The 17,815-nt window shown below is 46.7% G+C and carries 14 protein-coding genes and 2 pseudogenes; 1 reads left to right on the plus strand and 15 read right to left on the minus strand.

What is annotated here, in order from left to right; translation table 11 throughout:
* Nucleotides 1-107: 107 nt before the first annotated feature.
* The 6 genes from AAE250_RS15990 to AAE250_RS16015 all read right to left on the minus strand — a co-directional run bounded on the left by AAE250_RS15990 (nt 108) and on the right by AAE250_RS16015 (nt 6,707).
* A complete protein-coding gene (locus AAE250_RS15990) occupies nt 108-1,412 on the minus strand; it encodes an alpha-L-fucosidase (protein WP_294600432.1) in 1,305 nt (434 codons plus the stop codon).
* A gap of 100 nt (nt 1,413-1,512) precedes the next feature.
* Nucleotides 1,513-2,784: an adenylosuccinate synthase gene (locus AAE250_RS15995; protein ID WP_294600430.1), complete on the minus strand. Its 1,272-nt coding sequence runs from the start codon at nt 2,782-2,784 to the stop codon at nt 1,513-1,515.
* Nucleotides 2,781-3,269 carry a Fur family transcriptional regulator gene (locus AAE250_RS16000; RefSeq protein ID WP_294600428.1) on the minus strand — a complete coding sequence of 163 codons (489 nt, stop codon included), beginning with the start codon at nt 3,267-3,269 and terminating at the stop codon, nt 2,781-2,783. Before AAE250_RS16000 ends, AAE250_RS15995 begins: the two co-directional genes overlap by 4 nt.
* Nucleotides 3,270-3,416: 147 nt before the next feature.
* The gene (locus AAE250_RS16005) at nt 3,417-4,076 is read right to left on the minus strand and encodes a DNA alkylation repair protein (RefSeq protein WP_294600426.1); all 660 of its coding nucleotides are present in this window, start codon (nt 4,074-4,076) and stop codon (nt 3,417-3,419) included.
* A gap of 13 nt (nt 4,077-4,089) precedes the next feature.
* A complete protein-coding gene (locus tag AAE250_RS16010; RefSeq protein WP_294600424.1) occupies nt 4,090-6,138 on the minus strand; it encodes a dipeptidyl-peptidase 3 family protein in 2,049 nt (682 codons plus the stop codon).
* 104 nt (nt 6,139-6,242) lie between these two features.
* The gene (locus AAE250_RS16015; RefSeq protein ID WP_294600423.1) at nt 6,243-6,707 is read right to left on the minus strand and encodes a helix-turn-helix domain-containing protein; all 465 of its coding nucleotides are present in this window, start codon (nt 6,705-6,707) and stop codon (nt 6,243-6,245) included.
* Between the two features lie 279 nt (nt 6,708-6,986).
* On the opposite strand from AAE250_RS16015, the gene recQ reads away from it, so the two are divergent.
* Entirely contained in the window at nt 6,987-8,798 is a 1,812-nt protein-coding gene (recQ, locus tag AAE250_RS16020) for a DNA helicase RecQ (RefSeq protein WP_294600421.1), read from the plus strand.
* A 3-nt stretch (nt 8,799-8,801) separates the two neighbouring features.
* Here recQ and AAE250_RS16025 read toward each other — a convergent pair whose 3' ends face one another.
* The 9 genes and pseudogenes from AAE250_RS16025 to AAE250_RS16060 form a co-directional block, all read right to left on the minus strand.
* Nucleotides 8,802-9,653: a tetratricopeptide repeat protein gene (locus AAE250_RS16025; RefSeq protein WP_294600419.1), complete on the minus strand. Its 852-nt coding sequence runs from the start codon at nt 9,651-9,653 to the stop codon at nt 8,802-8,804.
* A 13-nt stretch (nt 9,654-9,666) separates the two neighbouring features.
* Entirely contained in the window at nt 9,667-10,617 is a 951-nt protein-coding gene (cysK, locus tag AAE250_RS16030; RefSeq protein ID WP_294600417.1) for a cysteine synthase A, read from the minus strand.
* Between the two features lie 104 nt (nt 10,618-10,721).
* The gene (leuB, locus tag AAE250_RS16035; protein ID WP_294600415.1) at nt 10,722-11,780 is read right to left on the minus strand and encodes a 3-isopropylmalate dehydrogenase; all 1,059 of its coding nucleotides are present in this window, start codon (nt 11,778-11,780) and stop codon (nt 10,722-10,724) included.
* Nucleotides 11,781-11,840: 60 nt separating this feature from the next.
* Nucleotides 11,841-13,388, minus strand: a complete 1,548-nt coding sequence (locus AAE250_RS16040) for an alpha-isopropylmalate synthase regulatory domain-containing protein (protein WP_294600413.1) — start codon at nt 13,386-13,388, stop codon at nt 11,841-11,843.
* Nucleotides 13,378-13,523 (minus strand): annotated as a pseudogene (locus AAE250_RS23655) (3-isopropylmalate dehydratase small subunit); the annotation flags it as partial. The gene AAE250_RS16040 and the pseudogene AAE250_RS23655, both read right to left, overlap by 11 nt.
* A gap of 10 nt (nt 13,524-13,533) precedes the next feature.
* Nucleotides 13,534-14,082: pseudogene (gene leuD / locus AAE250_RS16045) on the minus strand (3-isopropylmalate dehydratase small subunit); the annotation flags it as partial.
* 22 nt (nt 14,083-14,104) lie between these two features.
* Nucleotides 14,105-15,499, minus strand: coding sequence for a 3-isopropylmalate dehydratase large subunit (gene leuC, locus AAE250_RS16050; RefSeq protein WP_294600409.1), 1,395 nt, complete (start codon nt 15,497-15,499; stop codon nt 14,105-14,107).
* Nucleotides 15,500-15,533: 34 nt separating this feature from the next.
* A complete protein-coding gene (locus tag AAE250_RS16055; RefSeq protein WP_294600407.1) occupies nt 15,534-17,030 on the minus strand; it encodes a 2-isopropylmalate synthase in 1,497 nt (498 codons plus the stop codon).
* Between the two features lie 367 nt (nt 17,031-17,397).
* A complete protein-coding gene (locus AAE250_RS16060; RefSeq protein WP_294600405.1) occupies nt 17,398-17,634 on the minus strand; it encodes a hypothetical protein in 237 nt (78 codons plus the stop codon).
* Nucleotides 17,635-17,815: the final 181 nt, after the last annotated feature.

Genomic DNA, 17,815 nt, shown 5'->3' on the forward strand with positions numbered 1-17,815 from the left:
TTATGTCGTTTCTTATTGTAGAGCAAATAGTTTGCCAAAAATAAAGGGAAACCATGAGCATTGCTACAGTTTCCCTTATCTTTTAGGAAGAATTAAAGAAATAGTGATTAATCACTAATCTCCATTTCTACCACTTTATCAATATCAGCCGGTACTTCAGGAAGATACAACATCACACCGCCCTCGCACTTCTGAACCTTCAGCGGAAGACGGTCGGCATAACCGACTGCTTTCTTCACTTTCTTTCCCTGCAAAGGCAGGAAGAGTGCTTTGTCCTGCAAATCGAGGATGTGTACATACAGTTTATTTCCTCTTTGCGTAGTCACGCCCCAAGGGTGGGGAGCAATGCAACCGCCACGAGTACCGTAGATGGTTTCACCATATACTTTCATCCATTCCCCTACTTCAGCCAATCGCTCCAGAGCTATTGCAGGGAGTTCTCCGTCGGGCTGCGGGCCGATATTCATCAACAGGTTGGCATCCTTGCCGGCTGCTTTCACCAGATAATGAATCAATGTTTTAGGGGATTTGTAGTCCTGATCGGTAATTTTATATCCCCACATGCCATTCATGGTTTCGCAAGTCTCCAGCGGCAAGGCGCTGATATTCTGTCCGGAAAGTCCGGCATTGTTCTCGCCCGGCAAGTCCCGCTCAAAGATTTGAATATCTTCGCCCGCAAAAGGCACTTGATGATGGTTGTTGCCGACCAGGCAAGCAGGTTGCAGACGATGTATCATGGCATATTGTTCGGGCAGTTGCCAGTCGAAACCCGGATTCTGATCCTGGTCCCACCAACCGTCAAACCAGATAGCACCGATTTCTCCATAGTTGGTAAGCAACTCGGTCAACTGGTTATTCATAAATTTATAGTAACTGTTCCAATCGCCTTTTGGGTTCGGACGTCCTGTTCCACGGCCGGTACGTCCCCACGGAGCATCTTCGCGATACCAGTCGATATGCGAATAGTACAGATGCAACCGGATGCCCTGTTTATGGCATTCATCTGCCAATTCTTTCAGAATATCACGCTTGAAAGGAGTAGCATCCACTATGTTGTAATCGGAATAGCGGGTGTGGAACATGGAAAAACCTTCGTGATGACGGGAGGTGAAGCAGATGTACTTCGCACCGGATGCCTTAATAGCAGCCACCCACTTGGCCGCATCGAACTTTGAGGGATAGAAACCACCGGCCAGTTTGGCGTATTCTTTATAGTTCAGATCCTTGTTCGTCATCGTCCATTCTCCGGTTGCCAGCATGCTGTACAGCCCCCAATGCAGGAAGATGCCGAAACGGTTATCTCTGAATTCCTGGCGGGACTTCAGATTCTCTTCCGTCGGCTGATAGGTTTGCGACCTTGCGGAAGACAAGAAAAGGAATAGCAATAAAAAAGAGATAAGTTGTGTTTTCATGGCAATAAATAAAAAAGGCACGAATTATTCGGATGCCTACGATTCTTATGATGAAACCGCGAAATCCGTGTAATTCGTGCCTGAAGGTTATCGGTATATTTTATTCTTCAGTATAACGCTCGATAGTCTGCTCACGGTCAGGACCTACAGACACGATCTTGATAGGTACACCAAGCTGATCTTCCAGGAATGCCAGATAAGCGTTGAACTCTTCGGGGAATTCATCCTCGCTCTGCATCCTCGTCATATCTGTTTCCCAACCGGGTAATTCTACGTAAACGGGCTCAATGCTTTCATCGATGTCAAACGGGAAGTAATCAATCTCTTCGCCATTCACCTTATAAGCAACGCAGACCTTGATCGTTTCAAAAGAGTCAAGCACATCGCTCTTCATCATAATCAGTTTGGTAACACCATCTATCATAATGGCATATTTCAAAGCTACCAGGTCAATCCAGCCACAACGGCGCTTGCGTCCTGTAACCGAACCGAACTCATGTCCCAAAGTACAGATCTGGTCACCGGTCTTGTCGAACAATTCCGTGGGGAACGGACCGGCACCTACACGCGTACAATATGCTTTAAAGATACCATACACTTCGCCAATCTTATTAGGAGCTATGCCCAGGCCGGTGCAAGCACCTGCACAGACTGTATTGGAAGAAGTAACGAACGGATAAGAACCGAAGTCGATATCCAACATCGTTCCTTGTGCACCCTCGCACAAAACGGACTTGCCGGAAGCCAGCAGGCTGTTCATCTCGTGTTCGCTATCCACCAACTGGAATTGCTTCAGGTACTCAATGCCCTCGAACCATGCTTTTTCCAGTTCCGTAAGGTCATAAGCATAATTCAAGCTCTTCAATATCTGTTCATGACGTGCCTTGGCGGCAGCATACTTCTCATCAAAGCCATGCAGGATGTCTCCCACACGTACACCGTTACGGCTTATCTTGTCTGTATAAGTCGGGCCGATACCCTTACCGGTAGTCCCTACCTTTGCATCACCCTTGGCTGCTTCATAAGCTGCATCCAATATGCGGTGGGTAGGCAGGATGAGGTGTGCTTTCTTGGAAATGTGCAAGCGTTCCTTCAAATTATGGCCGGATGCTTCCAATGCTTCAGCTTCTGCCTTGAAAAGAGCCGGGTCGAGTACGACACCATTTCCGATGATATTCACCTTGTCACCTTGGAATATTCCCGAGGGAATAGAACGGAGCACATATTTCTGCCCTTCGAACTCAAGTGTATGTCCGGCATTCGGTCCGCCCTGGAAACGGGCTACGACATCGTATCTCGGAGTTAACACATCAACGACTTTGCCTTTGCCTTCGTCGCCCCATTGTAATCCTAATAGTACGTCTACTTTCATTTTTCTTTCTTATGGTTATTATTTTTTTTCTTCCGTTTATTAGCGCGGTCACACTTACTGCACAATCCATACATATATAAGGAATAATGTGTCAGATTAAAGCGGCTCAACTTGGTATTTTCAATAGCATGCTGCAACTCCTCGTTCTGAAACTCGGTCACCTTTCCGCACTGCGTGCAGATCTGATGATGATGCGTATCGCGATTATAGGATTTTTCGTATTGGGAAGAGTTGCCGAACTGGTGCTTGATGACCAGGTGTGCATTGATAAGTAAAATGATGGTATTGTAAAGCGTCGCACGGCTGACACGGAAATTTTCCTGATCGGCCATCAGCGAGTAAAGCGTGTCTATATCGAAATGCCCGTCAATGGAGTAAATAGTGTCGAGTATAGCATAGCGTTCGGGAGTCTTGCGATGCCCGTTCGCATTCAGATATTCAGTGAATATCTGCCTAACCGTATCTTTCACATTCTGACTTTCCATTTTGACGGCGCAGTTTTTTACAGCCAACAAAGTTAATCCTTTTTTGTGGAAAGCAAACGAGAAAGGGATAAAAATTAAAGAATAATGAAGGAGCCGTCAAATTTTGCTTTGAAATGCCGGAGATTCCAAAGCAAAATGCCAAGCTCCTTAATCCAATTCTTCCTTTACTAATGTATATAGCAGTTGTTCCGATTCACTGGAAGAGTCTTTCATCGCTTCTACTCTTCGACAAACCTGGAATGCATTTTCTTCATTATGCTGCATAAAACGGCGTATAGCCGTCATAGCCGCATTACGAACATGATACGACCCGGACAAAAAGGCAGTAAGAGTCTGGTCAAGAAATTCATTTTCAACCCGCTCGTCCATATCCCCTTTCTTCATCAGCAAACGAGCGATGGTAAGGAAACCACAGATTTGTATATATTCCCTCTCGTCCGCAATCCAATGAAAAGACTTGGCCGGGGCATAGGGCAGATTCTGAAACAGATTCATACAGGTAAGTTCGGCTATTTCAATATTACGGATATCTTCTACCCAAATATCAGCTATCTCAGGCAAAAAGCTGTCTACCGGCTGCAAGAGTCCTGCCATGATTTTACATTCTCTTATTTCTTCTTTCCACAGCGCCTGCGCCAAGGCATGGTCTTTCTCATATCCATCGGCAATGCTCTTGATGCGGGGCAGTTCTACGCCAAAGTTCAGCTTATAAACCAGACCTTTCTCACGCATACTTTGAGACACAGCCCCGTTCATAGAGAGACGGAGCTGGGTCTTTATATCTTTCAGTTGTTCTTTCAGTTCCATACCTGGAGAGTTTTTACTTGTTAATGGAAGGCAAGGTGGAATAGTCCCTTCCATAACGCAACATCTGCTCTGCGTAACCTTCATCGTAAGTTACCTTCACATCGGTTATATTCCCATTGGCATCTGTCACCGCCTCGTATTTCGGATTGATAAAACCTTTATACGGCGCAAGGTCCAGCGTCTTATAGCGTTCCAGTACTTCGGCATGTAAAACCGGATCTACTTTCACAGCATAAGTTTCTATCAAATCACGGGCAGCGGCAAGATCTCCGGTGGACTTGATACGCTGTATTTCGGCAAGCAACTCGCCAAACAGTTCACGAAGCTTTTCGTAATCGTTCACCATCACATAAGTCTTTCCGTCTTTCTTCACCAATTCCACTACCTTGTCGGCAGCTCCCTTCTCAAATACCCAACGGGCTATGAGTTGGCGATTGCGCATGTGTGCCTCCTCTACATTGTTACCCGGCTCTATACGAACGAGTTGGGTCATCAAACCATTCATCAGATAGGTATAATATTCTGCTTTGTATGCATCGGCATTCGGTGTCAGTCCCAGTTCCACCAATTTCGGATCGGCTACATAATAAAGTCCGAACAGGTCGGCACGAGCCTCCTCTATCGTAGAACCATAAGCTTTCAATGCATCCGGATCAACACCCGGTAACAACTTGCCGGAACCATGTCCCAGGCACTCGTGCAGGTCGGTATGCAGTTCGTCGGTCAAGTCGGCATATTTATCAATCAACTGCAACTCAACATCGCTATATACAAATTCTTCATTGAACCCATTGCCATGTGCCGCCTTATTGTAAGCATCGGTAATATTACCGATCGTTACAGACTTGGAACCATGATGACTGCGTATCCAGTTTGCATTAGGCAGGTTGATGCCGATAGCTGTTGCAGGATAAAGGTCACCGGCCAGAAGGGCTGCTGTAATAACCTTGGCGGATACACCTTTTACTTTCTCCTTCTTGAACTGCTTGTCTACCGGAGAATGATCTTCAAACCATTGCGCATTACTGCTGATCAGCTCCGTACGATGAGTAGCTTCCAGATCCTTAAAATTCACCAACGACTCCCAGCTTGCCTTCATACCAAGCGGATCTCCATAACTTTCGGTAAATCCGTTCACAAAATCAACGCGTGAGTTCAAGTCTTTCACCCAAAGAATAGCATACTCGTCGAAGGTTTTCAAATCACCGGTTTCATAAAATTCAATCAGTTTGGCAATCACAGCCTTCTGCTCGGGATTCTCGGCAACACCTTCTGCTTTCTTCAACCAATATACTATTTTCTCAAGTGCCTGGCCGTATAAGCCACCCACTTTCCATACTTTCTCCTGGACTTTACCGTCTACTTTCACCAAACGGCTGTTCAGACCATAAGACACCGGCGTTTCGTCTTTCGGATCTTTCAGTGCATTGTAAAAGTCCTCGGCTTCTTTCTGCGTCACACCATCATAATAGTTGCCGGCAGAAGTCAGCACCAAGTCTTCACCGGCTGCCTGGTTCACCCGCTTCGGCATCACCTTAGGATCAAAAATAACGGGGAAAACCTCATCACACAATTGCTCAACGGTTTGTCCTTCGGCAAGCGGCAATGTAGAAGCATCCACACCCAGCAAGGCTTGCTTGAAGAATTCAGGGCTGAATCCCGGCACAAATTTCTCACTGCCGTAATGGTGATGAATGCCGTTGGAGAACCATACCCGTTTCAGGTATACCTCCATACCCTTGAAGTCCGGGATCCTCTTGTCTCCGTTGTAACCGGTATAAACGGCTTCCAGCATCCGGCGGATAGTCAGATTGTACTTTCCATTCTGATCAAACAATATATCCCTGCCCTGCAAAGCTGCTTCTGTCAAATAATAAATAAGCTCTTTTTGTTTGAGCGATAGTTCCTCAAAACCAGGTACGCGATAGCGCAAAATCTGTAAGTCTGCAAATTTTTCCACTGTATAATCAAATTTTTCTGCCTCGGCAGTAGTTTTCGATGTTCCGCCACAAGCAGTCAGCAAAGAAAGGGCGGTCACCATTAAAATCAGTTGTTTCTTCATGTGTCGGGAAAGTTAGAGTGTCGGTATTTAAAAAGACGAAAAGGAAGTATTCCGAAACTGATGTCTCGGAATATTCCTTTTTCTATTCATTCAGCTATGCAGAATTATTTCTTCTTCGAAGCGTGTTTCTTACGATAACCGTTAGGAGTTTCACCTACATTCTTGTAAAAAGCAGCATAGAAAGACTGACGATTTGCAAAGCCAACCATCGTACTGATTTCTTCCACATTCTTATCGGCATACCTCTTGTCTGTTAACAAGTGCTGTGCTTCCTTTACTCTGTATTCATTCAGCAAGCAGGAATAGTTCATGCCGAAGCGTGAATTAACTACTGCCGACAAATACCGAGTATTAGTCTGCAACTCTTTTGCCAAGTCTTTAGCAGAATAATCCGGGTCTCTGTACTTCTTACCTACGACAACGATATTCATTATCTTGTCGTACAACTCATCTGCCAATTCCGGTCTTATCAAAGAACGGTAAGCAGCATCTTTTTCTTTCTTTTCGCGCAGGTTGTAAGGACGTTTCTTCGTCTCTTTTTCCTGTACTTTCTTTTCTAAATCACTCATTGAATTAACTGGTTAGGGTTGTTTAAAATCGGAAATTCCAAAGGTTTCCCTTTAGACCTTACAAAAGTCTGACATTTTTTTTTAATACGCAACTTTTCCCGTGTATATTTTTGATAATTAAACAACGAAAAAGGTTGAAATGGGTGTTTTCAATGCTATCAATAAGAAACTTTAACTTTTATAAAAACATAATGCTATAAAAATCTTGATGATTTACTTTTTGTAGTTTATACAATAATTAGTGTAACTTTGCCGGCAGAAATATATGCTGCCCTATTTATGCTACAAACGCTCAAAACATACTTCGGTTACGACAGTTTCCGTCCTTTGCAAGAAGATATCATCCGCCATCTGCTGAATCGCAAGGATGCATTGGTGCTGATGCCCACGGGAGGTGGAAAGTCCATTTGCTACCAACTGCCGGCTCTCCTGTGTGAAGGTACCGCCATCGTGGTTTCCCCACTTATCTCCCTGATGAAGGACCAGGTGGAATCCCTTTGTGCCAATGGTATCGCTGCCGGTGCACTGAACAGCAATAATGACGAAACGGAAAATGCCGCCTTGCGCCGTGCCTGCACGGAAGGCAAGCTGAAATTACTGTATATCTCGCCGGAAAAGTTACTGGCCGAAGTCAACTACCTGCTGAGAGACATGCATATCTCCTTATTTGCCATCGACGAAGCGCACTGTATCTCACAATGGGGGCACGATTTCCGTCCGGAATACACCCAAATGGGTATTCTACACCAATTATTCCCGGAAGTTCCCATCATTGCCCTGACAGCCACGGCCGACAAAATAACCCGCGAAGATATTATTAAACAACTACATCTGAACCAGCCCGAGGTTTTCATTTCATCCTTCGACCGTCCCAACCTGAGCCTCACCGTGAAACGTGGCTATCAGCAAAAGGAAAAGAGCAAAGCCATCCTTGACTTCATAGCCCGCCATCCCGGAGAAAGCGGCATTATCTACTGCATGAGCCGGAGCAAAACGGAGACTGTGGCACAAATGCTACAGAAACAAGGCATTAAGGCAGCAATCTATCACGCAGGACTGTCTCCTTCGAAAAGAGATGAAGCACAAGATGATTTCATCAATGATCGCGTACAAGTGGTATGCGCCACCATCGCCTTCGGCATGGGGATCGACAAAAGTAACGTGCGTTGGGTCATCCATTACAACCTGCCCAAAAGTATTGAAAGTTTCTATCAGGAAATAGGACGCGCGGGACGAGACGGATTACCCAGTGACACTCTCCTGTTCTATTCATTGGCCGACCTTATCCTGCTGACAAAGTTTGCAACTGAAAGCGGCCAGCAAAGCATCAACCTGGAAAAGCTCCAACGCATGCAGCAGTATGCCGAAGCAGACATCTGCCGGCGACGTATTTTACTCAGCTATTTCGGAGAGAACAGCACGCACGATTGCGGAAACTGCGATGTATGCAAGAATCCTCCCGAGCGTTTCGATGGTACGATAATCGTACAAAAAGCACTGAGTGCCATCGTGCGTGCAGAACAGCAAATAGGAACAGGCATATTGGTAGACATACTTAGAGGGAGCATGAGTCCTGAAGTTACGGAAAGAGGATATCACCGGCTGAAAACTTTTGGAGCCGGACGTGAAGTACCTGCACGCGACTGGCATGACTATCTGCTGCAAATGTTGCAGTTAGGTTACTTCGAAATAGCCTACAACGAGAACAATCACCTGAAAATCACCCCAAGCGGGACAGACGTCTTATTTGGCAGAACACGCGCCCAACTCGTAGTCATCCGCCGCGAAGAAACTACGGCAACAACGCGGGGACGCAAGCGGAAATCGACCGTTCCGACCAGAGAATTGCCATTGGGATTGCCCAATGTGGAGAGCGAAGAACTCTTCGAAGCACTCCGCGAACTCCGTAAACGCCTTGCCGACCAGGAGGCACTTCCGGCATACATTGTGCTGTCCGATAAAGTACTTCATCTGCTCAGTACCTCCCGTCCAACCACTATCGAGGAGTTTGGAAGTATCAGCGGTATAGGCGAATACAAGAAGAAAAAATATGGGAAAGAGTTTGTAGAACTGATACGTAAATACAGTTAATCTTTATTTACACTGTTGCAGCAAGTCGCGTACATCCGCATGCGGAATTCCGAGAGAGACTGCTTTTTCAAAGTCGCGCTTTGCCAGATCCTTCTTCTTTTGGGAGAGATAGATTTGTCCTCTCATCAGATAGGCATCTGTCAGCGAGGCATCCAGACGGATGGCCTCTTCCAAGTCCATCATTGCCAAGTCTACATGCTTCATATCATTCTCAATGCCTGCACGGGCCACATAAAGTTCGGCATATTGTGCCGTCGTCAGTTGCGCAGCGTCTCCACCTTTTTCTGCTATCATTCTATTCAAGACAGACAGTGCCGCTTCATACTTACCTTCTTTTTGTTCCAGTGTAGCCAGTCCAAGACGCCCGTTATAACTTTGAGGATCAATCTTCAGTAAACGTTCGTAATCGGCTCTTGCAAAGTTATAATTGCGCTGCCGCATATAGATATAGGCACGCATCAGCAAGGCTTCAGCATTGTCCTTGTCTATATCCAGAACCAAAGAATAATCTATCCGGGCCAGATCATCTTTGCCCAATTCCAGATAGAGCGCGGCACGGTTCAGCAAGATAGGCAAAGCACGCGGGGCAATGTTCAAAGCAAATGTATAAGATTCGAGAGCCTGGTCATAGCGGCGCTGCCGGCGCTGTATTGTTCCGAGGTTCGAAAACAGCAAAGCATTATGCGGATTGGCGGGTTCCAGCTTCAGGGCTTGCAGAATATACTCTTCAGCCTGCGTCAGGCTGTCCTGCTCCGTAGCAGCAACGGCACGGTCGCTAAGTTCCTGATAAGTTTGCGAAAAAGCAGGGAGAGTCATCACTCCACACACAAAGAAAGAAAGGATCAGTTTTTTCATAACGGTTCTATTATCAGTCCAAAGGATAGGTATCGAAAGCAAACAATTCCGTTGACAGATACCGTTCTCCCGTATCAGGCAACAAGGCAACAATCATTTTGTTCGCAAATTCCGGACGCGTTGCCAACAGACGTGCTGCATATACTGCCGCCCCCGATGAGATTCCGGCCAGCAGTCCTTCGGTGGAAGCCAGTTCACGTCCGCCGCGGATAGCTTCATCATCCGGTACCGGAATTACTTCATCTACTACAGAAGCATCGTAAATGGAAGGAATAAAATTGGCGCCGATACCTTGAATGCGATGCGGGGCTGCCTCTCCCCCTTCCAGTACCGGAGAGGATGCAGGTTCCACAGCAACAATATAGACATTCGGGTTGTGCTTCTTCAAAGCGCGTGCCACGCCACAAACAGTACCACCTGTACCTACGCCGGCAATGAACACATCAATCTTTCCATCCGTATCCGACCATATCTCTTCACCCGTAGCAAGTTCGTGCGCATAAGCATTAGAAGGATTCTCGAATTGCTGCAATATGACGGAACCGGATATTTCTTCTCTCAATTCCTTTGCTTTGGTGATGGAACCGGCCATACCTGCCAAGCCATCCGTCAATACGATTTCAGCCCCCAAGGCCTTCAGCAGATTTCGGCGTTCCACACTCATTGTTTCGGGCATGGTCAATATCAGATGGTAGCCCTTAATGGTGGCGACCATGGCCAGCCCTACTCCCGTGTTTCCGCTGGTAGGCTCGATAATTGTGGCACCGGGACTCAAGGCTCCGCGCGCCTCGGCATCTTCGATCATGGCAAGTGCCACACGGTCTTTAACGCTTCCACCCGGATTAAAAGATTCCAGTTTAACAACTATATTTCTTTTTAATCCATACTTACGACTATACTCGGTCAGCTCCATCAAAGGCGTATGCCCTATGAGTTCCGTCAGGTTCTTTGCTATTTTTGCCATATCTATACCTTATTATATATAAGAGAGGCTGTATCAAAATCAATCTGACACAGCCTCGCAAAGGTAGGAAAAATACTTTTGTTCCTTTATTTCCTTAATAAAGATTAGCGCTTTATGTAATCTACAATCCAGGCACCGACCTCTTTCGTTCCGTACTTGGCACCACCTTCTACTTGAATCTCCGGTGTGCGCACATTCTCATCAAGAGAAGCATCTACGGCTTTGCGAATCAACGCGCCTTCTTCTTTCAGGTCGAAGTACTCGAACAGCATGGCCACGGAAAGGATTTGTGCCAGCGGATTGGCAATGTTCAGCCCCTTAGCCTGCGGCCATGAGCCGTGGATAGGTTCGAATACCGGAGTGCTTTCACCGGTAGAAGCAGAAGGCAGCAACCCCATAGAGCCACTGATACAAGAGCCTTCATCGGTCAGGATATCGCCAAAGGTATTCTCAGTGACCATGACATCGAAGAATTTAGGTTCCTGAATCATCTTCATGGCGGCGTTGTCCACAAACATATAGTCGGTGGTTACTTCAGGATATTTCGGAGCCATCTCCTGGGCAATCTGTCTCCACAGACGGGAAGAGGCCAACACGTTAGCTTTATCTACTACTGTGAGGTGCTTGTTGCGCTTCAGTGCATATTCAAAGCCTACTTTCAGGATGCGTTCAATCTCCGGACGGGTGTACATATTGGTATCATACGCCTTGTCATTGTCCTGGTATTTTTCACCGAAGTACATGCCTCCCGTCAACTCGCGGATGCAAAGAAAATCGGCACCGTCCACCAGTTCGGCACGGAGCGGTGACTTATGAAGCAAGCATTTGAAAGTCTGTACCGGACGGATATTGGCAAACAGTCCCAGTTTCTTGCGCATAGCCAGCAGGCCTTGTTCGGGACGTACCTTGGCAGTAGGGTCGTTATCAAATTTCGGGTCGCCTACGGCAGAGAAAAGCACTGCATCTGCCTGCTTGCATGCTTCGTAGGTAGCTTCGGGAAACGGGTCGCCTACTTTGTCGATCGCATCTGCACCGCAGATAGCATATTCATAATCCACTTTGTGTCCGAATTTCTCACAAACGGCCGTCATTACATCTACACCTACGGCAGAAATCTCAGGGCCGATACCGTCACCGGCCAATACTGCAATTTTAAAGTTCATCTTCTTTCTTATTTAAGTATTTGTTTATTTTTTCTTTATTCACTTGATTCTTTCCTTCATCTAATCCACTCTTTCATATTCGTTCTCTATTATGTTCAGCATCTTCACCGTTGCCTTGATAGCAGCCTCTGTCTGGTCGGCATCCAGCCCGCGGGTACGGAAAACTTTGTTCTCGAAACTCCAGGTGATCACCGTCTGTACAAAGGCATCGGTACGTCCGCCGGGGGGAATAGTCACCGCATAGTTTGTCAGCATCGGGAACTTACGTCCCAATGTCACCTTATATATCTTCCGCAGCGCGCGCACAAAAGCATCGTACTGACCGTCTCCGCTGGAACTTTCCTCATACTCCTTACCGTTGATTTCAATCTTCAACGTCGCCATCGGCTTCAATCCGTAAGCCAGGTTCAAAATATAACTTTTGAGACTCACGCGTTCATCGGCCATTCCATGCTTCAAGACGTCGGAAACAATATAAGGCAAGTCCTCCTGCGTCACCAGTTCCTTCTTATCGCCCAACTCGATAATGCGTTCGGTAACCTTGCGCATGGCATCTTCATCCAGCTGCAGACCCAGATCTTCCAGATTTTTGCGGATATTGGCTTTGCCGCTATTCTTGCCCAAAGCATATTCCCGCTTACGTCCGAAGCGTTCGGGCAACAGGTCATTGCAATAAAGATTACTCTTGTTGTCACCATCGGCATGTACCCCGGCCACCTGCGTAAATACATTCTCACCGACAATCGGTTTATTAGCAGGAATCACGATGCCGGAATAAGACTCTACTACACGGCTCACATCGTTCAGACGGCTTTCGTCAATATGGGTAATCGCATCGAAATGGTCTTTCAGAATAGCCTGCACGCTGGCAAGCGGAGCATTTCCGGCACGTTCGCCCAGGCCGTTGATCGTTGTGTGCAATCCTTTGCAACCGCTCAGCACGGCTGCCAACACATTGCTCACAGCAAGGTCATAGTCATTGTGGGCATGGAAGTCGAAGTGGGCGCCGGGATAGCGCTTCACCATCTTCCGCATGAACTCGATGACTTGCAGCGGGTTCAGCACGCCCAATGTATCGGGCAGCATATAGCGCTGTATATTGGTTTGAATCAGCACATCCATCAACTGGAAAACATACTCCGGCGAGTCTTTCATACCGTTGCTCCAGTCTTCCAGATAGATGTTCACTTCCATATCCTGCTCGTTGGCATAGTTCACCACCGCCACGATATCCTCAAGATGCTCTTCAGGGGTCTTTTTCAGTTGATAGGTGCAATGCTTCAAAGAGCCTTTGCACAAGAGATTGATGACGCGGCAGCCGGTGGCATGTATCCAGTCCACCGAGGTGCGGCCGTCTACGAAGCCCAGCACCTCCACTTTGGGCAGCATGTTGCGCCGGGCAGCCCAGTCACATATCATTTTTACGGCATCAAATTCTCCTTCGGATACCCGTGCAGAAGCTACCTCTACCCGGTCTACCTTCAATTCTTCCAGCAATAAACGGGCAATCATCAGCTTCTCATGGGGCACAAAGGAGACTCCGCTGGTCTGTTCACCGTCGCGGAGTGTAGTGTCCATGATTTCTATCTTCGGATGATTATGCTTCATTTTTCTTCTCCCAAGCTTCTATTTTATCTTTGTTTTCTACCAGGAAATCGATGTCGTCCAAGCCATTCATCAGGCAATGCTTCTTATAGGCATTGATTTCAAAAGGCTCGCTTTTGCCTGTGGCCTTATTAGTGANGTTTTCTACCAGGAAATCGATGTCGTCCAAGCCATTCATCAGGCAATGCTTCTTATAGGCATTGATTTCAAAAGGCTCGCTTTTGCCTGTGGCCTTATTAGTGATGGTCTGCTCGGGCAGATTCACTTCTACTTCCATTTTAGGATTGGCAGCGATGGAGTCGAACAGTTCTTTCAGGAAAGGCTCGCTCACTACTACCGGAAGCACGAAGTTATTCAGTTCATTGTTCTTGTGGATATCGGCAAAGAAACTGGATACCACAACACGGAAACCATAACCGGCAATGGCCCACGCAGCATGCTCACGGCTGCTGCCGGAACCGAAGTTCTTGCCTGCTACCAGTATCTGTCCGCCGTAAGTGAGGTCGTTCAATACAAAATCCTCGTTCAGAGAACCATCCGGATTATAGCGCCAATCGCGGAACAAATTGTCTCCGAAGAACTTTTCTTCACGGGTAGTAGCTTTCAGAAAACGTGCAGGGATTATCTGGTCTGTATCTACATTCTCTAAAGGAAGAGGTACACAAGTGCTGGTGATGATATTGAATTTCTGTTTCATTGTTTCTTACTTTTTAAGTCGTTTACATTAATTCTCTCGGATCCGTAATCACTCCTGTCACTGCGGCTGCAGCTGCCACCAGCGGACTGGCAAGCAAGGTACGTGAACCCGGTCCCTGGCGTCCCTCAAAGTTACGGTTACTCGTCGACACTGCATACTTGCCGGCCGGCACCTTATCATCATTCATTGCCAGACATGCAGAACACCCCGGCTGACGAATGGCAAAGCCTGCTTCTTCCAGCACCTTGTCCAATCCTTCTTCACGGATCTGTTCATCTACCATCCACGAACCCGGAACCAGCCATGCCACTACTCCCTCGGCTTTCTTACGACCTTTCACAAGAGATGCAAAAGCGCGGAAGTCCTCGATACGTCCGTTCGTACAGGCACCCAGGAACACATAGTCAATCTTCTTGCCCAGCAATGCTTCGCCCGGCTGAAATCCCATATAATCCAAAGACTTCTTGAAAGAAGCCTGAGCAGCCTCGCCCATGCCTTCGGTAGTAGGAATATGCTGCGTGATGCCCATACCCATACCCGGATTGGTTCCGTATGTTATCATCGGTTCGATGTCTTCGGCAGCAAAGCGCACTTCTTTGTCGAATACTGCATCTTCATCGCTCTTCAGCGTCTTCCAGTAAGCCAGTGCTTTGTCCCATGCCTCACCTTTCGGAGCATATTCGCGTCCCTTGATGTACTCGAAAGTCTTTTCATCAGGAGCTACCATACCGCCACGAGCACCCATTTCGATACTCAGGTTGCACAGTGTCAGTCTGCCTTCCATCGACAAACTGCGGACAGCTTCTCCGGCATATTCCACAAAATAACCCGTAGCGCCGCTGGTCGTCATTTTCGACATCATGTACAAAGCCACATCTTTGGCAGTCACACCCTTCTTTAGTTTGCCGTCCACCGTCATACGCATCGTCTTGGGGCGTGTCTGAAGAATACATTGCGAGGCCATCACCATCTCCACCTCACTCGTACCGATACCGAAAGCCACCGCTCCCATTGCACCGTGCGTAGAGGTGTGCGAGTCACCACATACAATTGTCATGCCCGGCAGTGTCAATCCTCTTTCCGGACCTACCACATGGATAATGCCATTCTTCTTGTTCAGCATACCGAAATGCGTCAAGCCGAAATCAGCCGCATTCTGGGCCAATGTATCTACCTGTGTCTTCGAGATAGGATCTTCGATCGGTTTGTCCTGATCGTGTGTCGGCGTATTATGATCGGGCATACAGAAAATCTTCTCCGGACGAAAACACTTGATTCCGCGTGCACGCATTCCGGCAAAGGCTTGCGGGCTGGTTACCTCGTGACAATAAAGTCTGTCTATATAAAGTTGTGTGGGACCGTCTTCCACTTTTTGTACCACGTGGGCATCCCAGATTTTATCAAATAATGTATTCATTAGAATATTTATGAATTATGATTTATGAATTAGGTTACATCTTAAACTTATTGATACAGTCGATATAAGCTTCTACAGATGCTGCAATAATATCGGTATTGGCACCGAAACCGTAATAGACATGATTATCATATTCCACCTGCATGTGTACTTTACCCATATCATCACTACCCTTGCTGATGGCCTGAATCGTAAATTCCTTCAGCGTCATGTGGCGATCGATAATCTTCTTCAAAGCACTGATGGCAGCATCTACCGGACCATTTCCACTGGCAGCCGCTTCAAACTTCTCACCAGAAATATTCAATCCCAAGCTGGCTACCGAACGTACTCCCACCCCACTGGTCACCTGCAAGTATTCCAACTTGATGCGGTGGTTCTGCGTGCGGTCTACTCCTGCCAATACCAAGATATCATCATCATTTATATCCTTCTTCTTATCGGCAAGTTTCAGGAATTCCTCATATACCTTATCCAAGTTCTCCTGTTCCAGATTCACGCCCAATACCGACAAACGGTTTTTCAGAGCAGCACGTCCGCTACGGGCAGTCAATACGATGGAGTTATCATCGATACCCACATCATGCGGATCGATAATCTCATACGTCTGCACGTTCTTCAATACACCATCCTGATGGATGCCCGACGAATGTGCAAAGGCATTGCGTCCCACAATCGCCTTATTGGGCTGCACCGGCATATTCATCAAGCTGGATACCATGCGGCTGGTAGGATAAATTTTCTGCGTATTGATATTGGTTTCTATTTCAATGTCCTTATGGCATTTAATAATCATCGCGATTTCTTCGAGAGAAGTATTTCCGGCACGTTCGCCGATGCCGTTAATAGTTACTTCCACTTGGCGGGCACCATTCAGTACACCTGCCATCGTATTTGCAGTAGCCATGCCCAGGTCGTTGTGGCAGTGAGTAGAGAGGATGGCATTATGAACTCCGTCCACATGTTCCATCAGGTATTTTATTTTCGCACCATACTCAGAAGGCAGGCAATATCCCGTTGTATCAGGAATGTTCACCACTGTAGCACCGGCTTTGATAACGGCTTCCACCACCCGAGCCAGGTATTCGTTATCCGTACGTCCGGCATCCTCGGCATAGAACTCTACATCGTCCACAAACCGGCGGGCATACTTTACGGCAGCCACTGCACGTTCTATAATTTCTTCACGATTGGAGTTGAATTTATACTTGATGTGCGAATCAGAAGTACCGATACCGGTATGGATACGTTTATGTTTGGCAAACTGCAAAGCTTCTGCCGCTACATCAATATCTTTCTGTACGGCACGTGTCAAGGCGCAGATGGTAGGCCATGTCACAGCTTTCGATATTTCAATTACCGAATTGAAGTCCCCCGGACTTGAAATCGGGAATCCGGCTTCAATCACGTCCACGCCCAGCGCTTCCAGTTGCTTGGCTACTTGAATCTTTTCTACTGTATTCAACTGGCATCCCGGAACCTGCTCACCATCGCGGAGCGTTGTGTCGAAAATAAATAACTTATCACTCATAGCTTTATTGTATTAATTTATATTCCATAAAAAAAGCCTTTCACACTTGGAAGTGAGAAAGGCTCTTGTATATCATTGCATCTTACATACATTTACGCGCAGCACTCACTTCCACTAAACTTTGCCAGTAGAATAATAATACCACACAGTAGAATATATGTAAAATTCTGAATCATCTTCTTTTTTGTTTTTAACGATGCAAAGGTAGAGATTATTTCGTAGCACACAAATAAATCCGTTACTTTTTTCAGATAAAAAATATCATTTTATAAGTTTGCAGTCATTTATCACTGAAATATATCACAAAAAAAGGCGTACCTGCCGGCACGCCTTTTCCTTTATGCTTCAGTTCAATACAAGTCCTGAATTACTTCTTTTCACATGCTTTGTCGCATCCGGTACTGTCACAGGCAGCCTTTTCCGCACAAGCAGCAGCATCTGCAGCTTTGCAACAAGCCTTGGCAGAATCACACTGTTCTGTTTTTGCTGCACAGCAAGAATCTGCAGCAGTAGCGCTGGTATCAGCAGCTTTTTTGTTACCACAAGAAGTCACAGCGAAAGAAAACGCCACCGCTACGGCAGCCAATAAAACTTTTGTCTTCATACTTTTCAATTTGCTTTAAACGTTGATATAAATTGTTTCCGAGGCAAATATAAGAAAAGTTTCCCGAAGTACCAAAACAAGAAAGCCCCCACATCAATCGATATGGAGGCTTCTCTCTAAAACGGCGACTACCTACTCTCCCACTGTTACGCAGTACCATCGGCGTGACCGGGCTTAACTT

The organism is Bacteroides sp. GD17 (genome assembly GCF_038448625.1).
GTDB lineage: Bacteria > Bacteroidota > Bacteroidia > Bacteroidales > Bacteroidaceae > Bacteroides.

Excerpts from the sequence above, each read along its gene's own strand:
- AAE250_RS15990 (WP_294600432.1), bottom strand. The coding sequence starts at position 1,412 with ATGAAAACACAACTTATCTCTTTTTTATTGCTATTCCTTTTCTTGTCT.
- AAE250_RS15995 (WP_294600430.1), bottom strand. The coding sequence starts at position 2,784 with ATGAAAGTAGACGTACTATTAGGATTACAATGGGGCGACGAAGGCAAA.
- AAE250_RS16000 (WP_294600428.1), bottom strand. The coding sequence starts at position 3,269 with ATGGAAAGTCAGAATGTGAAAGATACGGTTAGGCAGATATTCACTGAA.
- AAE250_RS16005 (WP_294600426.1), bottom strand. The coding sequence starts at position 4,076 with ATGGAACTGAAAGAACAACTGAAAGATATAAAGACCCAGCTCCGTCTC.
- AAE250_RS16010 (WP_294600424.1), bottom strand. The coding sequence starts at position 6,138 with ATGAAGAAACAACTGATTTTAATGGTGACCGCCCTTTCTTTGCTGACT.
- AAE250_RS16015 (WP_294600423.1), bottom strand. The coding sequence starts at position 6,707 with ATGAGTGATTTAGAAAAGAAAGTACAGGAAAAAGAGACGAAGAAACGT.
- recQ (WP_294600421.1), top strand. The coding sequence starts at position 6,987 with ATGCTACAAACGCTCAAAACATACTTCGGTTACGACAGTTTCCGTCCT.
- AAE250_RS16025 (WP_294600419.1), bottom strand. The coding sequence starts at position 9,653 with ATGAAAAAACTGATCCTTTCTTTCTTTGTGTGTGGAGTGATGACTCTC.
- cysK (WP_294600417.1), bottom strand. The coding sequence starts at position 10,617 with ATGGCAAAAATAGCAAAGAACCTGACGGAACTCATAGGGCATACGCCT.
- leuB (WP_294600415.1), bottom strand. The coding sequence starts at position 11,780 with ATGAACTTTAAAATTGCAGTATTGGCCGGTGACGGTATCGGCCCTGAG.
- AAE250_RS16040 (WP_294600413.1), bottom strand. The coding sequence starts at position 13,388 with ATGAAGCATAATCATCCGAAGATAGAAATCATGGACACTACACTCCGC.
- leuC (WP_294600409.1), bottom strand. The coding sequence starts at position 15,499 with ATGAATACATTATTTGATAAAATCTGGGATGCCCACGTGGTACAAAAA.
- AAE250_RS16055 (WP_294600407.1), bottom strand. The coding sequence starts at position 17,030 with ATGAGTGATAAGTTATTTATTTTCGACACAACGCTCCGCGATGGTGAG.
- AAE250_RS16060 (WP_294600405.1), bottom strand. The coding sequence starts at position 17,634 with ATGAAGACAAAAGTTTTATTGGCTGCCGTAGCGGTGGCGTTTTCTTTC.